Genomic DNA, 21380 nt, shown 5'->3' with positions numbered 1-21380 from the left:
GGTGCGGGGGTGTGGAGAGTGTGGGGGGGCACAGGAATGGGAGCACTCCGCCGTTTTGTGGCCAAAAAGCCGCCGAGTGAGCTCTGAGAGCGCGCCGAACCGCATACAAGAGTCCCCCATGGGTACAAAGCAACGGATTATTGAACGAATTTCCCCACTCTCGGCCCCTCGGCAACCCCTGAACTATGATCTTCCCATCATCTCGAGCTCACTCGGCGGCTTTTTGGCCACAAAAATAGAATCTACTCGCGAAAGGACCCCCATGCTGACTATCGGTTGCCACTTGTCGAAGCGGCGCGGCTATCTGGAAATGGCGAAAGAGGCCGCATCCATCAACGCGAACACCTTCCAGTACTTCACCCGCAGCCCGCGGGGCAGCCGACAGGCGGAGCTGGATACCAAGGACGTGCGGGAATACCTCGCTTTCGCAGCCGATCACGGCATGCGCGACGTGCTGGCCTACGCCCCCTACGACACCGACCCGGCCGCGGCCCAGATGAGCGAGCGCGATTTCGCCCTCATGACCTACGCCGAGGATCTGGCCCAGCTAGCCGAGTTGCAAGTGCCGCTGTACCTGGTGCGCCCGGGCAGCCGCATGGGCATTTCCGTGGAAGAGGGGCTGGCCGATGTGGCCGATGCCCTGAACAAGGTGATCACCCCCAGCCAGACCACCCTGGTGCTGCTGGACACCATGGCCGGGGAAGGCAGCCAAGTGGGCACCTCCTTCGAGCAGCTGGCAGCCATCATCGACCAGGTGAAGCTGGCCGACCACGTGGGTGTGTGCCTCGATTGCGCCGGCGTGTGGGCCGAGGGCTACGACATCGCGGGCGACCTGGACGGCGTGCTCGGGCAGTTCGATCGCACCGTCGGTCTGGACAAGCTGAAGGCCGTGCACCTCAACGATGCCATCCACGAGCGCGGCAGCCATGTGGATCGCCACGCCCGCATCGGCGAGGGTGCGATCGGGTTTGAGGCCCTGGCGGCCCTCGTGAACCATCCGAAGCTGGCCGGGGTGCCCTTCTACCTGGAAGAGCCCGACAGCACGCTCGTCATCTACGAGCACGACGTGGCCCGATTCCGAGCGGCCTATACGGGCAAGTAGGCAGCAACAGCAAGGCCCCCGTTCGCCGTGGCGAACGGGGGCCTTGCGGTGGGCGAGGGCCTTAGCGGGCGTGGCGGCCGCGGGCCTGAACCTGGGCTTGGGCCACAGCCGACGGCACCGGAGCGGCCGGCCCGCCGTAGGGACGCACGGCCCCGCGGGCCTCGACACCGCGGGCAGCCACAGCCCGGGGATTGCCCGTGCGCTGGGCGCCCCGGGGCACCGAAACCTCCTGGGCGCGGCGGGCCTGACGGGCCTCCAGCTCGGCAGCAGCCCGAGCGGCGAAGGCGCGCTCGGCCTCGCGGCGGGCCTTGCGGCTCATCTTCCTCCCGGGCATGACGATGGCCTGATCGGCCGGACCGCCCTGCACCCAGGAATCCACCTCCTGGCCCGTGGGCAGGGGGATGCTCGTGGGGGTCCACCCGGCAGCGGCCGGCTGGGGCGTGGAAGCCGGGGCGGCCTGAGCGCCGCGGGGGATCTGCGGGTGCCGGCTGCCCTGGCCCCGGGCGGGACGACCGCCGCGAGCCGGCGTGGGCTGCGGGCCGCGGCCCTGCGGCGTCTGCTGCGGATTGGGGGTCGGCTGGGACGGATGGCCGGCCGCACCGCGGGGTGCGGGAGCCGGGCGGCCGGGCACGGGGGCGCCGGGCGCCGTTGCGGTGGCACCGCTCGGAACCGGAGCGGCCTGGGCCATGGCCGCGGGGGCGCCGTTGGGCACCGGGGCAGCCGTCGGGGCCGGAGCAGCCGCCGGGGCAGGGCGGCCGCCGCGCCCATAGCTGCGGGCCGCGTTATTGCGGCGGCCGATGACCATCTGCATTTCGGCCACCTTGCGTCGCTCCGCCTCCAGACCATCGGCCATGCCGCGCATACGGCGGTCGAGGGTGGTGATCCACAGGCACAGGGCCAAGACGGCCACCGCCAGGACACCGAGGCCCACGGCTACCAAACCGAATGGCGAAGACAAGAATTCAAACACAGGAACAACCCCTCCCGCAGCGGGCATATCATCAGCTATTTGGATGATAAACGACGCGGGAACGAATGTCGATACAAAAACGCACAGCCCATCGGCCAAAAGGGTGAAAGATCGAAAAGCTCGAACGAGCGTCAACAAGGCCGGGACGCGCCGGCCGCATTCCCAGCCCCGCGAACCTCTGACCGCACTACCCCGACGGCACCATTCCGCACCAAGGAAAGGGAGCCGCCGCGCCCCTGCGCGGGATCGGGCTGCAAAACCGCCGCCCTACACGGCGAAGACGAGATCTCCCGCCACAATGGGGAAAGGGGCGTCGTCGCCGGGCCGCTCCAGCAGCAGGTGCCCTTCCTCGTCCATGCCGCGCACGATACCGGTCTGCTCGCCCTCGATGTCACGCACCGTGGCCTCTCGGTTCAGGCCGAGGGCCAGATCAAGCCAGCGGCTCCGCACCGGGCCGAAGCCCTCTTCGGCAAAGGAGCGATCCACCCGTTCCAAACGGTTCAAAATGGCTCCGGCGCACTGGGCCCGCGAGGGCTCTCCCGCCGCACCGCCTGCTCCCGCTGCGCCACACCTGCCAGCCGTCGCCACGTTGCCGAAAGCCGCGCCCGAATGCTCGCCCGAGGCCGCGCAATCGCCAGCCCCCTCCACGCCCCCCGCGGCCGCCACCATGCGCAGGCTGGCAGCCACCGAAGCCAGCTCCCCCTCGAAGGCGGCCTGGTGCACGTTGAGACCGATACCGATGCTCACCCAGGCCAGGCTCCCGTCTTCGGCCACGGCCATCTCGGCCCGAATGCCGCACAGCTTGCGGCGAAAGAGGGGGCCGTCGGCCACGAGCACGTCGTTGGGCCATTTGATGCCCACGGGGAACCCGAGGGAGAGCAGGCCGTCGGCCACGGCCACCGCAGCGCCCAGGGTGAACCAGGGTGCCCGATCCGCAGGAAGGGAGGGTCGCAGCAGGGCCGTCATCCACAGGCCGTCCCCCGCCGCCGATGCCCAGGGGCGGTCGTGGCGGCCGGTGCCCGCGGTCTGGCTCTCGGCCACGGCCACCGTGAAGGGGGGCGCACCTTCCTCGGCGGCCCGACTAATCTCAGTCATAGTGGAGCCCACTTCATCGAAGCTGCGAATGGCCCAGGGGTGACCGAGGCGCAGCTCGGCAGCAATGGCCTGACAGGATATCACGGCAAGCTCCCTTCCACCGCCCTAGCGACGGCTAATATCGGCGGGGAAGGCCCCCTCTTCCCACAGGTAGCAGGCGATGGTGGCCGACAGCAGGTCGGCGCTGCCCCCAGGGCTCAAACGATAGGCGGCGCAGAAGGCACCCAGGCGCCCGTAGGCCGCCCGTCCTGCCTCGGTGAACACCGAGCCTGCTTCCAGCACGGCGGCGGCGCGGTTCTGCACCTCGACCAAGAGCCGATCGTCGCCGCGCCAGAGCACCGTGGTGTCGTCCACTACGGCCATGAGGGCCACCAGGCTGTGGGTCAGGGCCTCCGAGAGGGTACTCCCGCGCCCAAAGGCCTCGCGCAGGGCCGGCAAGCCCGCCTCGGCCACCGAGGGGAAGCCAGCCTCCACCTCGCCACGGATGCCCGTGGCCCCGTAGCGCTTATACAGCTTCTCTCCGGCCGTGACCGGCTCAGTCGTCCCCGCCAGCTCCCGCTCCACGAGGCCGGCGGTGGCCGCGCGCGCATAGGCAAAGAGGGACGGGCACCGCACTTCTCCGTGAAGGCGATGCACCTGGCCGGCGAAGGCCGCCAGCATACCGAGGGCGAACAGCGCCCCCCTTTGCGTATTCACGCCCCCGGTTGCCTCCAGAAGGCGGCGCTCGGCCGAGATGCCCCGAAACCGCGCCTGGTGGAACAACTCGGCAGGCTCTCCTTCAAAAGAGAGCCCCCGTTCGATAAACTCCAGAAAGTAAGGGAGAAGGGACGCCGACCCGCACATGAACGTGAGAATGCTCATATCGTCGTGGCTTCCGGTACTGCCAGGGCAAACCAGTCCCGGTTTGCCTGCCGTTGCCACTTCGAGCAACAGACCGTTTACCACCGGCTCAGCCAAAGCCCAGCGCACGTCGTTCAATTCCTTCTCCCCCGCGCATAATCCTATGCCGTTACTTTCTTGGGCGACCGTTGCGCGGTTCCTGCCAGAGAACCGGCCCATCGCCCCCAACCGCTCCGTCGGCCCCTGCCAGAGGGCCTCGGCGGCCTGAGGCGCCACCACACCGCGCCCGCGCCCCGTCCGGGGCTCCGCAGCGCGATCAGCGCCGCTAGAAGAACATCGTGAGCGCCAGATACAGCACCGACGGGCACAGCAGGCAGCCCGTGCCGGTGTAGAACGTGGCGGTCATGGCGCCGTAGGGAACCAGGCGCTCGTCGGTGGCGGCCAGGCCGGCGGCCACGCCGGAGGTGGTGCCCATGAGGCCGCCGAAGATCATGGCGGACTTCGGGTTGTTCAGGCCGAGCGGCTTGGCCAGCATGGGCGTGGCGATCATGACCACGATGGACTTCAGCACGCCGATGGCGATGGAGATGGCCACGACCTCGGAGGAGGCGCCCACCGCAGCACCGGTGACCGGGCCCACGATGAAGGTCACGGCGCCGGCGCCGATGGTGGCCATGTCGGCCGCGCTGGTGTAGCCGAAGGCAAAGGCGAAGATAGCGCCGATGATAAACGCCAGGATGACGCCGATGAACAGGGCGAGAATGCCAGGCAGGCCGGCCTTCTTGATCTCATCGAGGCTGGCGCCGAAGGCCGTGGACACAATGGAGAAGTCGCGCAGCATGCCGCCGCCCATCACCGCCAGGCCGCTGAACATGGCCACGTCCGACAGGCCCTTCTCGCCGCCGGTGGCCAGACCGCCGATGAGGGCGAGGATCAGGCCGAAGACGATGGCGATGGCCGAGCCGGCGATACGGCCCCGGGTGGCCTTGCCGAGCAGATTCGCGACGGCCATGACGGCGCCCACGACGAGAAACGACATGACCAGGCCGTTTTTGGTCATGATGTTGGTGATCATTTCGATCAGTTCCATGACGACCCCCTTATTCCTTGCTCAGCGGGGGCAGCGGCTCGGAAGGCGCGCCCAACTTCGAGATAACCGGAATGAGCAGCAGCGGCACGATGGTGCACACGATGCCGCACATGATGGTGAGCACGCCGCCGCCCATGATGGCCGCAGCGACGTCCTGGCAGGCCGTCATTGCCACCACGATGGGGATGTACATCGCGCTCCAGAACATAATGCCGTCCTGGGCCTTGGTGGACAGCTTGTTCTCCTTCAAGAGCTTGCTCGAGACGAGGATCAGCGCCAACATGGCGAAACCCACGCCGCCGACGTTGGATCCAACGCCGGTGATCATGCCCAGGATGTCTCCGAGCAGCATGCCGCCGAAGAAGCATCCCGAAAGCAAGGCTAATCCGTAAATAACCATGAATTGCCCCTTACATGTCAGGTGGGGCGGCTGCGGCGAAAACCCCTTTCCGCAGCCGCCTTCGTTTTCTCAGTTACTCGATGACGAACATCACGGCACCGGCGTCGACGCGATCGCCGGCGGCGAAGTTGATCTCCTTCACCACGCCGTCGCAGGGGCAGGCGATGTTCTGGTTCATCTTCATCGCCTCCATGACGCCGAGCACGTCCTTGGTCGCCACGGTGTCGCCCACGGCAACCTTCACCTCGACCATCTTGCCGGGCACACGAGACTTGACATCCATTTCTTTCTCCTTCTCTTAGCAGAGCGAATATCTATGATCCATGGCGCGCACCTCGTCTTTGTCCATAAGGCGCACGCCAGTGAATCCCTTGGCGAGCACGGTGGCTCCCCCGTCGAAAAGCTCGGCGAGCTTGATGCCCGCGCCATCGGGAAGCTCCAGCTCCACATCGATGGCAACGCCGCTTTTCTGCGCGAGGTCGACCACCGCGCCGTAGAAGCGCTCGACGCCGTCGAGCGCCCCCATCTTCACCACAAGGTCCAGATCCGAGCCCTCGTGGCAGAAGGGCAGGCCGCTTGCCAGCTGCAGCGCGACGGATCCGAAGACCCCGCAGGGCAGCCCGGCCGCGGCGGCCAGCGCCCACGCCTCGTCCAGAACGCCGAAAACCGGCAGATCGGGAACGACCGTGCAGCGCTTGTGCGCGATCACCTGGTAGGGATCGCGAATGAGGGAGACGGCCGCGGGCGGCACGACGGCGCGCCCGCGCAACCGGTTTCCCTCCTGGCAGAAGGGCGTTGCGAACCCCACCGCCAAGCCGGGGCGACCGTCCTCCTGCCGGGAGACGATTCCCGGCAGCGGCACCCCGTCCACCACCCCGCATCGCAGCTGCTCCACCTCGTCGGCGGGCCACCACGACGGGTCGCCGAGCACTTCCACCGCCAGCGACCGGCGAGCCGCCGGCACGATGGTCACCAGGTCGTGGCGGTGGAAGCGCCCGCGCACCGCTCAGCGCCCCTTCGTCCAGAGCGGATCGCTCTTCGACGTGGCCTGGTAGCGCTCCTGCGCTTCCAGAAGGCGCGCGAACAGCACCGTCTTCTCCGGGTCGTCGATGACGGCCACCATGCGGTTCTCGGGCCACGCGCTCATGAGGGCGAGCTCGTTGGCCGGAGCGCCGACGACCACGTCGGGCGCCATGCGCACGATGCGGCCCTTGATCCGCAGGATGGACCGGCATGCCCGCTCGAGGGTCAGAGCCGATTGTGCGGTGCAAGCCTGCACCACCACCTCCAGCTCCGGCGTCGTGCGCTTACGGGAATAGGTGTGGATGATGCCGGCGGGGTTCAGCACGTGCCCGGTCCCGCCCACGGGAAAGCTGTCGCCGGTCGGCAGCCCTCCCGCTGCCAACATGGCCCAGCCTTCCCGCTGGGGGTCGGCCACCAGGGTGAGGTCGTCGCGCAGAGGCGCTCCATCCATCACGAGCCAGCCGAACTCCTGGCAGCCGTACAGGTCGTGCACGACCGCGCCCTTCTCCTCGGCGATGGGCAAGAGCTCCAGATCGAGCGGCGTGCCCGCGCACAGCAGGTGCACCCCCTCCGGAACCGCATCCCACACGCCCAGCTTCTTGGCATCTTCCAGCGAGGCGCGCAGAAAGCTGGACTCCCCCACGACCACCCGGGGCCGCTCGCGGCACAAGGCCACGAGGAACGCGTCGCGCGAGGACCGGCTGAGGAACACCGGCCTGACCTGCGCCCGCTCGAAGGCCCCGCGGGAAAACACGTTGCCCAGCGGCGCGTAGCACAGCAGCACCGTGTCATCGGGCCGCGCCCCGGCCCGGCTGAGGGCCCGCGCCCCAGATCTTTCGCGCTCGGGCAGCTCGGACCAGGTCACACCCACGATGTTCTGGAAGGCGGTGCTGCCCGTGGTGAACGTCGTATAGGCGAAGTTCAGGGGCGTGTGCACCTCCTCGATCACATGGGCGCTCGTCGGGCCGGCCGTGGCCTTGTCGGCCAAGGTGCGCCGCTCCATCTCGTCCAACGCGGGGGCTGTGGAAAACTCCTCGGCCAGGTACGCCAGCTCGTCGACAGCCTGCTGTGCTACGTCCATGGGAGTGCCTAGAGGTACTGGCCGGCCACGGAGGCAAACTCTTCCTCCATGCGGTCGATGACCCTGCGGCGCATCATGCGGCCACCGCGCTCCTCGCCGAGGGCGCCGTGGCCCATAGGACCGGTAGCGTCGCCATCGCCGGCCAGCTTCGCGGCCTCCACCTCCTGGATGTGGCGGGCCACCGCCGGGCGCATGTCCTCGACGTTCTCCACCAGCTCGTCCACGCCGCCCAGGTGGTAGAAGAACTGGGGGCCGGCCGCGAAGACCGGGTTCTCCTTAGACAGCTCCTCCAACCGCTCGATGTCCATCTTCGTGATGCGGGAGATGGAGGTGATGGGCATGACGTGGATCATGGTGCCGAACTCAGGGGACAGGGACAGAATATGGTCGGCCTGCAGACCGTGGCAGAGGAAGGCACCGGAGATGGCGCGGCCGATGACGAGCGCGATCACGGGATGCCCGCTCTTGCGCGCCTCGGCCAAGGCCAGCTGATAGGAGCCGGTGGCCTTGTTCATGCCGAAGATCTCCTCGATCTTGCCGGGGCCGTTGCCGGGGGTGTCCACGATGAGCACGAGCGGGCGCTTCTCGCCCACGGGCTTGTCGGCGTCCTGCTTGATGGTGGTGTAGACCACCTTCGCCATCTTGTAGGCCTCTTCCAGGCCGATGACGCCGAAATACACCACGGGGAACTTGTCATTGAACGCCTGGGCGTCGTTGGCGATGACCACCACGTCGCGGCCGTCGATGGCCGCCTCGCCCACCACGGCCCCCGGGCCGAGATCCTCGGGGAAGGCGACGTCTCCCACCGAATTCTCGTGGAAGCTGCCGGGGTCGACCACCATGTCAATGGCATCGCGGCCCCGTCCGATCATTACCTCAACAGTCATTGATCTGCCTCCTTATCGACGCTGGGCCACAGCGAGGAACTCCGCCGTGGTCATCTCGGGAATCTGCTCGACGTCCTCGTTGCCGAAGTAGGCCCACACGTCGCGCGCGTCCTTCGGCGCCATCTCCACGGACAGCTCGGCTAGGGCCAGCTGCTCGTCCACGAGCTCCTTGCTGCCGATGCGGCGGCACTTCACGATCTCGTCGTAGGGAGCTTCCATGATGGCGGCCAGCTGATCGTGGAAGTCACCCAGGGTGTCCTCCACCAGGTAGTTCGCGTCGCGCATGATGTACTTGTGCTTGCCGCCGGTGGTGCGGTACACAAGGGAGCGATCGGCGGAGTCGAACTCGTCCTTGCCCATCTCCTGCTCGATGACCTCGGGGCCCGTCAGGCCCAGGCGGCCCAGATCGCTCATGACGATGACATCGGTGGCGGCGGCCACGAAGCCCATACCGCCGAAGCAGCCCACCTTCGAGCCGATGAGCGAGATGACGGGGAACTTGCCCTTGGTCTCCTGAATCTGGTCCATGACCTCGGCATGGGCCAGAAGGCCGGCGTTGGCCTCGTGCAGGCGCACGCCGCCGGTCTCGAAGGAGATGACCACGGCGGGCAGGCGCTCGGCCAGCTCGTCGGGATACTCCTCCTTGATGCGCTCGTACATCTGACGGGCCAGCACGAAGGTGCCCACCATCTTGGCCCCGTGGACCTCGCCCACCGCGCCGCCGATGAAGCGGCCCTCCTGGGAGATGACGAACACCGGGTGCTTGCCGATGAGGCCGACGCCGGTCACGCAGCCGTCGTCCCATTCCACGGCCTCGCCGAGCACGGGCAGATGCGGGCTGCTCATACGGTCGGCAGGTCCGGCAAGCTCGGTGAACGTGCCCTCGTCGACGATGCCGCGGGCGCGCTCGCGAGCCGAGGCGCCGTAGAAGCTCTTGGCCTCCAGTTCCTTCCAGTCGATCATTTACTCTGCCTCCTTCCTTGCCTCTTCAATGGCCTGGCGCATGCGCATGGACACCACGACCGGGGTTGCGTTGTTGTCGTTGATCTCGATAACGGCGTCACTGACCTGGCTCTCGCGCACGAAGCGGTCGAGCACGCGCTCCCACACCTCGTCGAAGCCGACCACCGGGGTGCACACCTTGATCTGCACGTCGCCGCCCAGATCGCGCTGCTCGAACATGACCTCCATATCGCCGGAGCCGACGACGCCTCGGTGGGACCAGCCCACCGGGAACGGACGCGGGTCTTCGGGAGTGAACGTGAAATTGAGCTCCCTCAATGCCATCGGGTAACCTCCTTGCTTTCTCTTCGGACCGATTGGGTCGAACTACCAGTTGCGGAACTTCGCGGGCGGGTTGTACAGGCCGCCGGACCAGTTCACCAAGTCCTTCACGGACTTAGCGGCCAAAAGGTCTCGGTTGGCGCGGCGCACGTCGATGCCCAGATCGGCCGGGGTCTTGAAGATGCCGCGCTCCTTGAGGGCCGCGGTCTCGTCCGGATCCTCGGCCATGCCCACTTCAGTGAAGCCGGCCACGGCGCGGATGGCGGCCATGCGGTCGGCCATGGAGGTGCACTTGTGCAGGTAGGCGATGCCCTCCTCAGTGACGATGTGGGTGAGATCGTCGGAGTAGATCATGACCGGGGGCAGATCGAGCCCGGCGTTCTCGGCCAAGGCCACAGCGTCCAGCTTGTCCACGAAGCCCGGGGCCATCTTCTCCCGGAAGGTCTCCTGGAGTTGCACGACGAGCCGCTTGCCGCGGGGAAGGTCGCCAACCAGCTCGTCGTGCATGCCGTACTCCTCGCCGCACTTCATCCAGCCCGGCGTGGAGTGGCGTCGGCCCTTGGCATCGCAGCCCATGTTGGGAGCGCCGCCGAAACCGGCGATGCGACTGGCCGTGGCCGTGGAGGAATTACCGTACTTGTCGATCTGCAGCGTGCCGCCGATGAACATGTCCAGGGCGTAGTGGCCCGCGGTCTGGGCGTAGTCGCGGTTCGAGCGCATGGTGCCGTCAGGGCCGATGAAGAACACGTCGGGGCGCGCCTGGACGTAGTCGGCCATGCCCGCCTCGCCGCCGAAGCAGTACATGGTCTTCACCCAACCGGACTCGATGGCCGGGATGAGGGTGGGATGGGGATTGGTCACGAAGTAGGAGCAGATCTTGCCCTTGAGCCCCAGCTCCTCGCCATAGGTGGGCAGCAGAAGCTCGATGGCGGCGGTATCGAAGCCGATGCCGTGGTTCAAGCGCTGGATGCCGTACTCGCCGTAGATGCCCTTGATGACCATCATGGCGCGCAGGATCTGCGAGTCGGTGATGAGGGCCGGGTCACGGGTGAACAGGGGCTCGATGTAGAAGGGGCGCGGCGCCTGGATGACGAAGTCCACCCAGTCGCCGGGAATGTCCACGCGGGGCACCTCGTCCACCAGCTCGTTCACCTGCACGATGACGATGCCCTGGTGGAACTTCACCGCCTCGGCGATGACCGCGGTGTCCTCGGTGTTGAAGCCGGTGTAGATGTTGCCGTCCTTGTCGGCGGACACGCCCACGCACAGCGCCACGCGCGGCGTGAGGTCCACGAAGTAGCGGCCGTAGAGCTCCAGATAGGTGTGGATGGCTCCCAGTTCGATCTTGCCGTCGCGCACGTACTCGGCCAAGCGGCCCGCCTGGGGCCCCGAGAACGAGAAGTCCACCTTCTTGGCGATGCCCTTATCGAAGACGTCCAGATGGGCCGGGATGGAGAGCACCGACTGCACCATGTGCAGATCGTGCACCTTCTCGGTGTCCACCTCGCAGAGGCACTGGGCCAAGAAGTCGGCCTGCTTCTGGTTGTCGCCCTCGATGTTAACCTTGTCGCCGGGGCGGATCACGGCCTCGAGCAGCTTCACCGCATCTCCCGCCTCGACCACCTTCCCGTCCATCACATAGGGACGGGCGGCCTCGATGCGCTCACGGTAGTCCCGCTGGAGCGTGTTCCAGATCTTCGGTTCCGTCGTCATTCCTTCTCCTTTCCTTTCCTGATACCTGCTTGCCTTACTTTTCAATGCGGTCCAGATCGGGCAGGTGCATGACGCCCAGGCCCACCCGTTCGTGGCACGAGAACACATGGAGGGACGATTCGCCGTAGAAGGCCACGGCCACCCATCCCTTATTGCGCACGATGGCGATCTTCATGGCGAGGCTCGCCGACGACGCCGTGTTCACGAGAACGCCGCGCTTGGCCTCCTCGGTCGCATGCATGAGGGCGTGGATGGAGCGACCCTCCTTCTCCACCAGACCGGAGTTGAGCGCCGCCCCGATGACAGCGCGGGCGGCCTTGGTCTGGAAGTCGGTATCGCTCGTGCCGCCCACCTCGGTGGCCACAGCCACAATGCCCTCGCGAAGGAACTGCCGCTTGAGGGCGTCCTCCTCGGACTTGGTCTCGGTCATGGACAGCTGGAGCGCCCGGCGCCCCAGGCCCTGGGGGCCGATACCCTTGATTTGAAGCCGTTCGTAGTCGATAGCATCCATGAGATCCCACCGCCCTCTCGGGGGCCGCCTCGGTGAGAGGCGGCCCGCTCATCGAATGGTTCGCGATTGAAACGCTGGACTAGAGGACCAGTCCGATGGTGGCGACGAAGACGCCGGCGGCGATGGCCGACACGATAACGCCGGAGATGTTGCAGCCCATGGCAATGGGGATGACGATGGCGAAGGGGTTCTCCTCTTCCACTGCATGCTGGGCGAGCTTGGTCGTCGTGGGCATGCAGGAGATGCCGGCGATGCCGACCGCGGGGTTGAAGGACTTACCGGTCTTCTTGCCCACGAAGTACATGACCCAGCCGCCGGCGATGCCGCCCACGGCCGAGATGGCCAGGGCCAGGATGCCGAGGACGAGGATGATGCCCACGGTGGGATTCAGGATAGTGCTCGCCTCGCAGAGGCAGCCGAGCACCAGACCCAAGAACAGGGAAGAGAAGCTCGTGATACCGCCCTCGAGCAGCTCCTGGTAAGGCATGATCTTCGCTTCCTTCACGGCCATGCCGAGGAAGAAGGACAGCATGAGCGGTGCGGCCACGGGCAGCAGCAGGCACAGCAGCAGGCAGACCACCACGATGAAGACAAACTTCGCCTTCTGGGACACCTGGGGCATATCGAACTCGATGTCGATGCCGCGGTACTTCTTGGGCACCATGGCCTTGATGATGTAGGGATAACCCGCGTAGGTGAGGGACAGGTACAGGTAGGCGATGATGGAGACGGACACGAACAGCTCCGGCTTCATCATGAGGGTGCCGAACAGCACCATGGGACCGTCGGCGCCGCCGATGATGGCCACCGAGGCGGCGCTGGCCGGATCGAGGCCGAAGAAGTCGACGCCCAGAGCCAGGGTGACAAAGGTGCCCAGCTCGGCGAAGATGGCGATGATGATGCAGGTCCAGGGGCGGGCCAGCAGGAAGCTGATCTCGCTGCGAGCGCCGATGCCCATGAACACCAAGCACGCGATGAGGTTGTTGGAGAACATGAAGTTGTAGATCGGCTGCAGGAAGTTCACCTGGATGGCCGTCATGAGATCATCGGTCTCGCTGACGAGCGGGTCGATGATCAGGGTGCCCGTGGTACCGCCGTCCAAGAACAGCACGCCGCAGTTCACGGCGATCATGCCAAGGCCCATGGGAACCATGATCAGCGGCTCAAGCTTGCCCTTGAAGCCGAAGTAGGCCAAAACGAAGCCCAGGATCGTCAGCCCCACGCGCACGGCGCCCAAAACGGGATCGGTCATGAACAGGGTGGCGATGCCGGGGAAAATCTGAGCTAAAACATCCATCTTAGTTCGTTTTCCTTTCGGAGATCAGAGGAGCGGGCGCAAGGGCGCCCAGGGGCAAATCAGATACTCGGTTTACTCGGAATCTTTGGATTTGCTGCGGTTCATCAGCTTGTTGATGACCACGATGACTGCGATGACCAAAAGGGAGATCGCCGCCGTCAGCGCATACGTGAGAAGCGCATACAAGTTGACATCCATCCTCGTCTCACCTCCTTAAGGCAACAAAAAAGCAGAGCATCCGGCTTTCGCTCAAATACTCTGCTTCTCATAACCTTATGATGCGACGTCCGAGGACGCTCTGCATATTTTGAGACTTCCCTTTCCCCACGCTCGGTTCGCGGGAAATCTAGCTGTTGCTGCCATCATACGGACTTGGCACCGAAACGTCAACACCAATTCTCCAACTTTTTTCGCGCCTGAGGAAAATAGCTGGTCAACCTTGGTTTTTGTGCATCTGCACTAGCCGATTTGAGGACCATTGCGCCCCTGGGAGACCCTGGAATTACCCCTCGGACACCTGGGCCACGAGCTCGGCCAGCTCGGCTACGGTAGCCTCGTTGCGGGCCGCCTCCTGGGCCGCCTCGGGCGCCGCCTCATCGGCCTCGCGGGCCGCCGTCTCGCCGAGGGCCGCCACAGCGGCGGCGGGTGCCTTAGCGCACCCCGGGCAACGCAGGGTCACCCGAGTGCCGGCCCCCAATTCGCTCGTGTACACCATCTGGGCATCAGGCCCGAAGAAGCCCACCATGCGGTCGTGGACGTTCTTCACGGCGATGCCCAGACCCGTGGATGATTCCACCTGGGTGATGTTGGCGCAGGTCTCCTCGCTCATGCCCACGCCGTTGTCTCCCACCACGATGACCACGTCATCGCCGTCGGCCTCGGCCTGGATGCTGATGGTGAGCCGCCCCTCGGAGGGCATGGCGTGCTTGATGGCATTCTCCACCAGCGGCTGCACAAGGAAAGGGGGCACCATCATGGACTGGAGTGCCGGGCTCGCCCGCACCTCCAGGGCCAGGCGCGCCTCGCCGAAGCGAGCCAGCTCGAAATTGAAGTAACGCTGGACCTGGTCGAGCTCCCGAGCCAGGGAGATACGCTCGGTGGAATCTTCCAGGGTACGGCGGTAGAACACGGCGAACTCCCGCAGCAGGGTGCGGGCCTTCATGGGGTCGGTGCGGATGAACGAGGCGATGGTGTTGATGGTGTTGAACAGGAAGTGGGGGTTGATCTGGGTCTGAAGCATCTTCAGCTCCATGGCGGTGGCCAGCTTGCGCTGGGTCTCCATCTCCACGGCGGCCATCTGAGTGGCAAGCAGCTGGGCGAAGCCGTGGGCGATGGAGCGCTGGGTCTCGGTGATCTTGTTACCGTTGCGGTAGTAGAACTTCAGCGTGCCCTCCACGCGGTTGCCCACCCACAGCGGCTCCACGATGGCGGCCTTGATACGGCTCTCGTCGGCCGGCTTGGGCAGGCCGATCTCCTCGGGAGTGAGCAGGACAAGCGTCTCCCCTTGGCGGATGGCCTCGTGGGTGGCGCTCGTGCGGATGGCGATGCCCGCCGGGTTGTGGGCCTCCTGGTAGCCGGCATAGCCGAGCACCGACTCGCGGTTGGTGAGGGCCACGGCAATGGCCGAGGTGTTGGGCAGCAGCAGCTCGCAGACCTCCTGAGCGGCGCGGGCCGTCAGCCCCTCCCCCATGGCATCGATCATGGAGCTGGCCAGCTGAAGCATGGCGTCGGATTGCAGGGCGCGCACTGAATCCGGGTCCATCATGAGGCGAATGACCACCACGACCGACACGGTGAACACGGCCCCGGATACCACGAGCACCGGCACGGGGAAGTCGGGCTGGGAGAAGGTCCACACCAGCGTGATGGCGGCGATGGCGGCGATGGTGGCCCCGAGCATCTCCAGATTGAACTTCGACACGCCGACGCCGCGGCTGAACGCCGATGCCGATTCCGCTTCCCGCTTCGCCATGGCTCCTCCTGAGTGTCACCGAAATTGACGCCAGTATAACAAAAGGCAGGGGCCCTAGGCCACGGCGGCGAATTGGTTCACGACGAGCATGACGGCGGCCACGAGGAGGAAGCCGGCGAACAAAAAGCGCAGCTGGCGCTCGGGCACCTTCGGCACGAGGCGGGCGCCGAGCATGGCGCCGGGCACCGAGCCGCAGGCCACGGCGATGCCGGCGATCCAGTTGATGTTACCCAGCACGGCCTGGGTCACCACACCGGGCACGGCCAGGATCATGACGGCGATGAGCGAGGTGCCCGAGGTGTAGCGCATGGACAGGTGGGCCAGGGAGATCATCATGGGCACCATGATGAAGCCGCCGCCCACCCCCACGTAGCCCGAGGCCAAGCCCGCCACCAGGCCGATGCCAGCGAAGAGCAGCAGCTGGCGGCGACCCACGTCGATGGGGCCGTCGGCCGAGCTCCCCTCCCCCGCGCCGCCCTTCTGGAAAGCGGGCCCCTTGGGCACGGCCAGGGCCTTGCGGAACATGGTGGTGGCCGAATAGGCGATGACAAGGGCCGCCGCGCCCATGATGGCCCAATCCGGCGACTGGGTGGCAAGCCACACGCCCAGAGGCGAGGTGACGGCCCCGCCGAGGCCGGCGGCAATGCCGAGCTTCGGCACGCAGGTGCGGTTGCGGATGCGGGACACGGCCCCGGAGATGGACGTGGGAATGATCGTGAACAGCGAGGTAGCCGTGCACATGAGGGAGTCCATGAGGTAGCCGAGCTTGAAGATGGGTACGAGGAACATGCCGCCGCCCACACCGAGCAGGCCCGACAGCACGCCCACGACGAAGCCCACCGCCAGGGAGGCGGCGGCCATGACTGCGACTGCCTCCACCGCCTATTCCTCCATATCGAGGCGAATCTGGGTGGTCATGCCCGCATCGATGGAGGGACGGGGCACGATCGGAGCAGCGGGGACGCCGCCGATACCGGGCATTCCGGCCGCGGCCTGCGCCCCGGGTGCGCCCGGGGCGGCCGCAGGGGCCGGAACTGCGCCCGCAGGGGCCGCGCCGGCGGAAGCATTCGCAGCGGCACGGACGGCGGCCCGCTCGGCGGCATCGGCCGCGGCCGCTTCCACCCGCAGCATGCTGGAGCGCACAAGAGCGCTGGACAGGATCTGGTCGGATTCCATACGGCCCATGGCCTCGGGCCACACGTACTGGAACTCGAAGTACTTCGCGCAGTGGGCCTCGGCGTAGGCCGAGGCGGCTCCGGTCGCAGCCTTGGCGGCCAGGCGATAGGCCTTCTTGTCGGAGCAGGCGAAGCTGCGCAGCCAGGCCGTGAGCCGGATGCGGTTGCGCAGGCCCGATTCCAAGAACGGCCCCGGGTAGGGCTCCAGGGAGGCGGGCTTTACCTGCTGCAGGTCGATGAGGGCGCGGCTGTACTCCAGCTTGCGGTACTCGTAGAGCCAGCGGAAGATATCCTGGCGGAAGCGGGTGCCCTCGCTGTTGGAGGCCGGCGGCAGATGGCGCAGCACCCACTGGTTGTCGAACCAGATATCGGATCCGTACATGCGTAGGTTCAGCATGTAGTCCAGATCCTCGCCGCGGGTGATCCAGGGGTCGAAGGCCAGGCGGCGGAACGCCTCCTTGTGCACGGCCAGGCAGCCGCCGCACACGTGGTTGGAGCGGGACAGGCGCGGGCCCTTCATGGCCGCGGTGATCCACTGGTTGAAGTAACGCCCCTGCTGCCAGAAGCGGTTGTACCACTTGTCCTCCCACTTCGAGAGGTAGGAGCCCTCGTCGTTGAGGTAGTAGCCGGTCTTCGCCACGATGGGCACGCCCTGGCGTGTGAGTTTCCCCAGGCCGTACATGGCCTTGGTGAGGAACTCAGGGTCGTCCACCACCTCGTCGTCGTCAAGGAAGACCACGGCGTCGAAGCCGAGCACGTTGGCCACGAGCAGGCCGAGGTTGCGGATGGCGCCGTAGCCGGACAGGCCGATCTCCTTGGAGAGGCGCTCGATGTTGAGTTGGGCCATGCGCTGCTCGATGAGGGCCATCTCCGCCGCTCCGATGACCAGGGTGGTGACGCCGGGGTGCTCGTTGCAGATGGCCTGGACCTTCTCGGCGGCCTGGGCCTCGATGGACACATCGGCCGATACGAGGATGACGACGAGCCCCAGGCCCTCCACCTTCTCCAGGGATGCGAGGCAGCGGCCGAGCTCGCCGGGCTGGTTGGGCGCCGTGGGGTGGTCGTAGGTGGCCACCACGTCGGTGCCGCCGCGATGACGGCGCGGGTAGATGAAGGTGGGGATGATGACGACGGGGTTCATAGGATTCCTCTCGCATATCTTCGGTTCGATTACATCGAACGTCACTATTGTAACCCCTTACGGCCCTGGAGCAAAAAACCGTCCGTCAACGCACATCTTACCGACGGCGACCGCCGCGGGAGGGACCGGCCCCCTTCTTGCGGTAGTGCTTCGAGTAGGCCGCCTTGTCCTTGTTCAGGCGCCGGGCCTGCTCGCGGCGGTCGCGCACGTCGGCCGCCTCCCGGCACAGGGCCTGGTAGGAATCGTAGCGGGTGCGGGGCAGCACGCCGGCGGCCACGGCCGCGCACACCGCGCAGCCGGGTTCGCCCTGGTGGGTGCAGTCGCGGAAGCGGCACTCCTCAGCCAGGGACTCCACGTCGGGGAAAGCCGCCTCGATGCCGGCCTCGGCATCCCACAGGCCCAGACCGCGCACCCCGGGCATGTCCACGATGCGGCCGGCCCCGGGCACGGCCACGATCTCGCGGCTCACCGTGGTGTGGCGCCCCTTGCCGTCGCCCTCGCGCACGGCCCCCACTTCCAGTACTTCGGTGCCCACGAGCATGTTCACCAGGCTCGACTTCCCCACGCCGGACCGGCCGATGAGCACCGTGGTGGTGCCCGGAGCCAGCAGGCGCCGCACGGCCTCCACCGAGGCGGGGTCGGCCTCGGACACCACGAGCACCTCGGTCGCAGGCCCGGCCAGGGACTCCACGGCCTCGCGAACCGCCGCCGTTGCGGCCTCGTCGGCCAGGTCGCCCTTGGTGAGCACGACGGTGACGGCGGCCCCAGTCTCGAAGGCCAGCACGAGCTCCCGCTCCAGCCGGCGCAGGTTCACCTCGCCCACGGGCTGGGCCACGATGACCCGCTCGAAGTTGGCGGCCAGCACCTGGGGCAGGGCCCGCTCCGTGGGGTCCTTCCGCACGAATTCCCGCGTGCGGGGGGCGATGGCCTCGATGACCCCCTTGTCATGGGCCGCAGGCACCGACACCGCGACCACGTCCCCGATGACGGCCCGCTGGTCGTGACCCTTCACGAGGGCCGTGGCGTGCTCGCAGCGCAAACGCTCGCCGTCGGGAAAGCGCACGAGGGGGTAGCCGCGATCGAGCTTCACCACCTCGCCGGTACGCAGGGCACCCTCCTCGGCGCCGCCTTCGCTGCGCAAATCCTCGGCCACTAGCGCTGCCCCTCTCTCATCCGGTGGAACACGAGGATCATGATGGTCCCCAGCACCACCAGGCCCAGCCCCGGCAAAAAGGCGCCGATATCGAAGACCTGCTCGGTAACCGAGCCCTTCTCCACCACGCTCACGGTGTCTGCGTGCAGATCGGTCAGTCCCTGGTGCTCGGGGCAGGACAGGTAGAAGATGCCGCGAATCTGCAGCATGGTGCCCCGCCGCCCGTAGGCGCCGTAGGTATCGATGCCGTCGGTGGCATCCTTGGCAATGAACACCGGTACCTCGGAGCGGCCCTTATCGTTGCCCTGGAGCACGATCCAGCAAAAGCCGGGATTGAACTCGGCGTTGATGCGATCCCCCACCACTTCGCCGGTCACCTGCACGATCTGGTTGTTCAGGTAGGAGTCGGCCTCCTGCAGGGCCCCGATGGAGGTGTCGTAAATGAAGGAGCTGTCGGGCTTCTGCTGGGGGTTCATCAGGTTGTTCTCGCTCACGCCCCCTCCGAAGACCGGGTCGGGCAGCGGAGGCGGCATGGGCGCCTCCTCCCCTTGCGTACCTTCCGAAGACGCCTCTCCATCGGCATTCTGGGCTGGATCTTCCCCCTCGCCCTTCGGGGGCGCGACGCCCGCAGGCCCGTCAGCGGCACCGGCGCTGCCCTGGCTTTCCGGGCCGACGCCGTCGGTGGGGGCCGTCCCGCTCGGATCGGAGCCGTCGTCCTTGGCCGAAGGATCTACCACACCGGTCTCGTCGGTGGGCACGTCCTGATTCGTGGTCACGTCCTCGAGCTGGTTGATGGGATCGTCGGCCCAAGCCACGCCGATGCCGCCCACGGCCACCAGCAGGGCGAGGGCGGCCGCGAGGGCGGCCATTGGGCGCTGCGGCCCCCTCATGGGTTCAACCTCGGCTTCACCCGGGGCACGAGCGAGGCGCCCACTTCCACGATGAGCGCCAGCAGCGTGACGAACTCGAGACGGCCCGCCCACATCTGCAAGATGTAGAACAGCTCCAGCGTGGCCGGCATGCCCGGTTGGGCCAGAGACGTGGTAATGCCGCCGTTAGAGGTCATGGCCACCGACTCAAAGATGGCGGGAATGGCCTCGCCGCCGTGGGCGATGCCCACAAGGGCACCGACGACATAGGTGATGACGTAGAGGATGAACACCGTCATGGCCTCTTTCACGATGTTCGGCGTGAGCGTGCGCCGCCCCAGATGGCTGTAGGACACCACCACGCGGGCCGAATCGGGGGCCAGGGCCTCCTTCACGTTCGCCACAATGGACTTGAAGATGATGCCCATGCGCGAGAACTTGATGCCGCCCGAGGTAGACCCGGAGCTGCCGCCCACGGCCATGACGAAGGCCAGGGTGAGGAAGGCGCCGTTGGAGAACACCGTGGTGATCTGGTTGGTGGTAACCACCTGGAAGCCCGTGGTGGTGAACACCGAGATGATCATGAACAGGCCGCGGCGCAGAAGCGTCAGCATGTCGTCGAATAGCGCCCAGGACGACAGCGTCGCCGTGAACACGAAGGCCATGACGGCAATCCACAGCACCATGGTCTTCGTCTCCAGATCCTTGAAGAAGGCCCCGGCGCGGCCCTTCCACACCTCGGCGTAGAGCACGAAGCTGATGGAGCCCAGGATCATGAGCACCATGAGGATGCACTCCAAGGGGAAGGAGTGGTAGTACATGATGGACAGCTGCATGGGCGCGAAGCCGCCGGTCATGAAGCCGGAGATGGACACCCACAGGGCGTTGAGGAACGCGCGGACCGGCTCCATGCCGAGGCCCAGGCACAGCGCCGTGATGATGAGGGTGGCCACGGTGACGATGAGCAGGGTGATGCGGGCGATGAACTGGGCGGTCTGCACCACGTTGGGCACCACGTGCTCGCTGCGGCCCTCCGAGGAGAACAGCGACGCGCCCCCGCCGCGGCCGAACAGCCCGAAGGACAGCGCCACCACGATGAGGCCGAGGCCGCCGAGCGCGTGGATGGCGAAGCGGAACATGTTGTCGGCGTAGGAGAGGTGGTCCAAATCGACGATGACCGAGGCGCCGGTGGTGGTCAGGCCCGACACGCCGTCGAACACGGCGTCCAGGTAGGTGGCGTAGTGCCCCGAGAAGTACAGGGGGATGGAGGCGAACAGCGCGAGCACCACCCAGGCGAACCCGGTGACGGCCAGCGCCTGGCGCCGCGAGAGCCGACCGGGCTCGATGCGCAGGAACCGCAGGGAGCAGCCGCCCACCATGGCGATGCCGATGGCCACCAGGTAGCGGGCCGCCGGCTCCCATTCCTGGAAGATAAGCGCGGTGCCTAAGGGAGCTATCATGAGCACGGCGAAGAACAGAGTGAGCGTACCCAGGTAATGGCCGATGACCCGCAGGTCGTACAAGGTGAATCGCTGCCACATGGCGCTATCCCAGCACGATTCGCGTCAGCGCCATGAGCGTCCACAGCCCGATGATGAAGCTGATGATGGACAGCAGCACCAACGTGATGGCCGCCACCGGCGAGGCGGGCTTGATGACGGGATGCTTGCGGGCCACGGGCCTAGCACCCCGCTTCCGCACGATATGTGGGCGAAATAGTCATGGGCGTATTCTAGTACAATGGGCCAAACGGGTCACCAACAGTTACCCATCGGGC

The 21380-nt window shown here is 66.5% G+C and carries 23 protein-coding genes; 1 reads left to right on the top strand and 22 read right to left on the bottom strand.

All coding sequences use genetic code 11. The features are described from left to right. The first annotated feature begins 262 nt into the window (after positions 1–262). Positions 263–1102 carry a deoxyribonuclease IV gene (locus tag F8D48_RS05800; protein ID WP_016310368.1) on the top strand — a complete coding sequence of 280 codons (840 nt, stop codon included), beginning with the start codon at positions 263–265 and terminating at the stop codon, positions 1100–1102. 61 nt (positions 1103–1163) lie between these two features. On the opposite strand, the gene F8D48_RS05795 is transcribed toward F8D48_RS05800, so the two are convergent. The 22 genes from F8D48_RS05795 to F8D48_RS12125 all read right to left on the bottom strand — a co-directional run bounded on the left by F8D48_RS05795 (position 1164) and on the right by F8D48_RS12125 (position 21280). Beyond that, a complete protein-coding gene (locus tag F8D48_RS05795; protein ID WP_151430400.1) occupies positions 1164–2072 on the bottom strand; it encodes a hypothetical protein in 909 nt (302 codons plus the stop codon). A 267-nt stretch (positions 2073–2339) separates the two neighbouring features. Next, positions 2340–3251 (bottom strand): biotin--[acetyl-CoA-carboxylase] ligase, encoded by a 912-nt coding sequence (locus F8D48_RS05790; protein ID WP_151430398.1) that lies wholly within the window; start codon positions 3249–3251, stop codon positions 2340–2342. A gap of 21 nt (positions 3252–3272) precedes the next feature. Beyond that, on the bottom strand, positions 3273–4226 hold the full coding sequence (locus F8D48_RS05785) for a triphosphoribosyl-dephospho-CoA synthase (protein ID WP_151430397.1): 954 nt from the start codon (positions 4224–4226) through the stop codon (positions 3273–3275). 106 nt (positions 4227–4332) lie between these two features. Next, positions 4333–5097: a malonate transporter subunit MadM gene (madM, locus tag F8D48_RS05780; protein WP_016310364.1), complete on the bottom strand. Its 765-nt coding sequence runs from the start codon at positions 5095–5097 to the stop codon at positions 4333–4335. Between the two features lie 10 nt (positions 5098–5107). Then, positions 5108–5497 carry a malonate transporter subunit MadL gene (gene madL / locus F8D48_RS05775; protein ID WP_151430395.1) on the bottom strand — a complete coding sequence of 130 codons (390 nt, stop codon included), beginning with the start codon at positions 5495–5497 and terminating at the stop codon, positions 5108–5110. Positions 5498–5570: 73 nt separating this feature from the next. Continuing rightward, a complete protein-coding gene (locus F8D48_RS05770) occupies positions 5571–5780 on the bottom strand; it encodes an acyl-CoA carboxylase biotin carboxyl carrier protein subunit (RefSeq protein ID WP_016310362.1) in 210 nt (69 codons plus the stop codon). Between the two features lie 15 nt (positions 5781–5795). Then, the gene (mdcG, locus tag F8D48_RS05765; protein WP_151430393.1) at positions 5796–6500 is read right to left on the bottom strand and encodes a malonate decarboxylase holo-[acyl-carrier-protein] synthase; all 705 of its coding nucleotides are present in this window, start codon (positions 6498–6500) and stop codon (positions 5796–5798) included. 3 nt (positions 6501–6503) lie between these two features. Then, positions 6504–7601, bottom strand: a complete 1098-nt coding sequence (locus tag F8D48_RS05760; RefSeq protein WP_151430391.1) for a phenylacetate--CoA ligase family protein — start codon at positions 7599–7601, stop codon at positions 6504–6506. Between the two features lie 8 nt (positions 7602–7609). Then, entirely contained in the window at positions 7610–8488 is an 879-nt protein-coding gene (gene mdcE / locus F8D48_RS05755) for a biotin-independent malonate decarboxylase subunit gamma (protein ID WP_151430389.1), read from the bottom strand. Between the two features lie 12 nt (positions 8489–8500). Beyond that, complete coding sequence (locus F8D48_RS05750; RefSeq protein ID WP_151430387.1) at positions 8501–9451, bottom strand: biotin-independent malonate decarboxylase subunit beta; 951 nt, start codon at positions 9449–9451, stop codon at positions 8501–8503. Beyond that, on the bottom strand, positions 9452–9775 hold the full coding sequence (mdcC, locus tag F8D48_RS05745) for a malonate decarboxylase acyl carrier protein (protein WP_016310357.1): 324 nt from the start codon (positions 9773–9775) through the stop codon (positions 9452–9454). Positions 9776–9817: 42 nt separating this feature from the next. Then, on the bottom strand, positions 9818–11485 hold the full coding sequence (gene mdcA / locus F8D48_RS05740) for a malonate decarboxylase subunit alpha (RefSeq protein WP_151430385.1): 1668 nt from the start codon (positions 11483–11485) through the stop codon (positions 9818–9820). A gap of 34 nt (positions 11486–11519) precedes the next feature. Next, the gene (locus F8D48_RS05735) at positions 11520–11996 is read right to left on the bottom strand and encodes a HutP family protein (protein ID WP_016310355.1); all 477 of its coding nucleotides are present in this window, start codon (positions 11994–11996) and stop codon (positions 11520–11522) included. 79 nt (positions 11997–12075) lie between these two features. Continuing rightward, positions 12076–13293 carry a Na+-transporting malonate decarboxylase, carboxybiotin decarboxylase subunit gene (gene madB / locus F8D48_RS05730; protein WP_016310354.1) on the bottom strand — a complete coding sequence of 406 codons (1218 nt, stop codon included), beginning with the start codon at positions 13291–13293 and terminating at the stop codon, positions 12076–12078. Positions 13294–13365: 72 nt separating this feature from the next. Continuing rightward, entirely contained in the window at positions 13366–13491 is a 126-nt protein-coding gene (locus tag F8D48_RS12130; protein ID WP_016310353.1) for a hypothetical protein, read from the bottom strand. Positions 13492–13795: 304 nt separating this feature from the next. Then, positions 13796–15265, bottom strand: coding sequence for a GAF domain-containing sensor histidine kinase (locus F8D48_RS05725; protein ID WP_205717336.1), 1470 nt, complete (start codon positions 15263–15265; stop codon positions 13796–13798). Positions 15266–15319: 54 nt separating this feature from the next. After that, the gene (locus F8D48_RS05720; protein WP_151430383.1) at positions 15320–16144 is read right to left on the bottom strand and encodes a sulfite exporter TauE/SafE family protein; all 825 of its coding nucleotides are present in this window, start codon (positions 16142–16144) and stop codon (positions 15320–15322) included. Positions 16145–16147: 3 nt separating this feature from the next. Beyond that, a complete protein-coding gene (locus F8D48_RS05715) occupies positions 16148–17581 on the bottom strand; it encodes a glycosyltransferase family 2 protein (RefSeq protein ID WP_151430381.1) in 1434 nt (477 codons plus the stop codon). A gap of 97 nt (positions 17582–17678) precedes the next feature. Further along, on the bottom strand, positions 17679–18734 hold the full coding sequence (rsgA, locus tag F8D48_RS05710; protein WP_240806253.1) for a ribosome small subunit-dependent GTPase A: 1056 nt from the start codon (positions 18732–18734) through the stop codon (positions 17679–17681). After that, positions 18734–19603, bottom strand: a complete 870-nt coding sequence (locus F8D48_RS05705) for a hypothetical protein (RefSeq protein WP_135970977.1) — start codon at positions 19601–19603, stop codon at positions 18734–18736. The genes rsgA and F8D48_RS05705 overlap by 1 nt, the downstream gene beginning before the upstream one ends. Before the next feature lie 17 nt (positions 19604–19620). After that, the gene (locus F8D48_RS05700; protein WP_151430379.1) at positions 19621–21144 is read right to left on the bottom strand and encodes a TrkH family potassium uptake protein; all 1524 of its coding nucleotides are present in this window, start codon (positions 21142–21144) and stop codon (positions 19621–19623) included. Positions 21145–21148: 4 nt separating this feature from the next. Continuing rightward, positions 21149–21280: a hypothetical protein gene (locus F8D48_RS12125; RefSeq protein WP_022926665.1), complete on the bottom strand. Its 132-nt coding sequence runs from the start codon at positions 21278–21280 to the stop codon at positions 21149–21151. Positions 21281–21380 lie beyond the last annotated feature (100 nt).

Source organism: Adlercreutzia muris (genome assembly GCF_008831045.1).
GTDB lineage: Bacteria > Actinomycetota > Coriobacteriia > Coriobacteriales > Eggerthellaceae > Adlercreutzia > Adlercreutzia muris.
The sequence above is the reverse complement of the archived record's forward strand: the minus strand, read 5'-3'. Positions and strand labels throughout refer to the sequence as shown.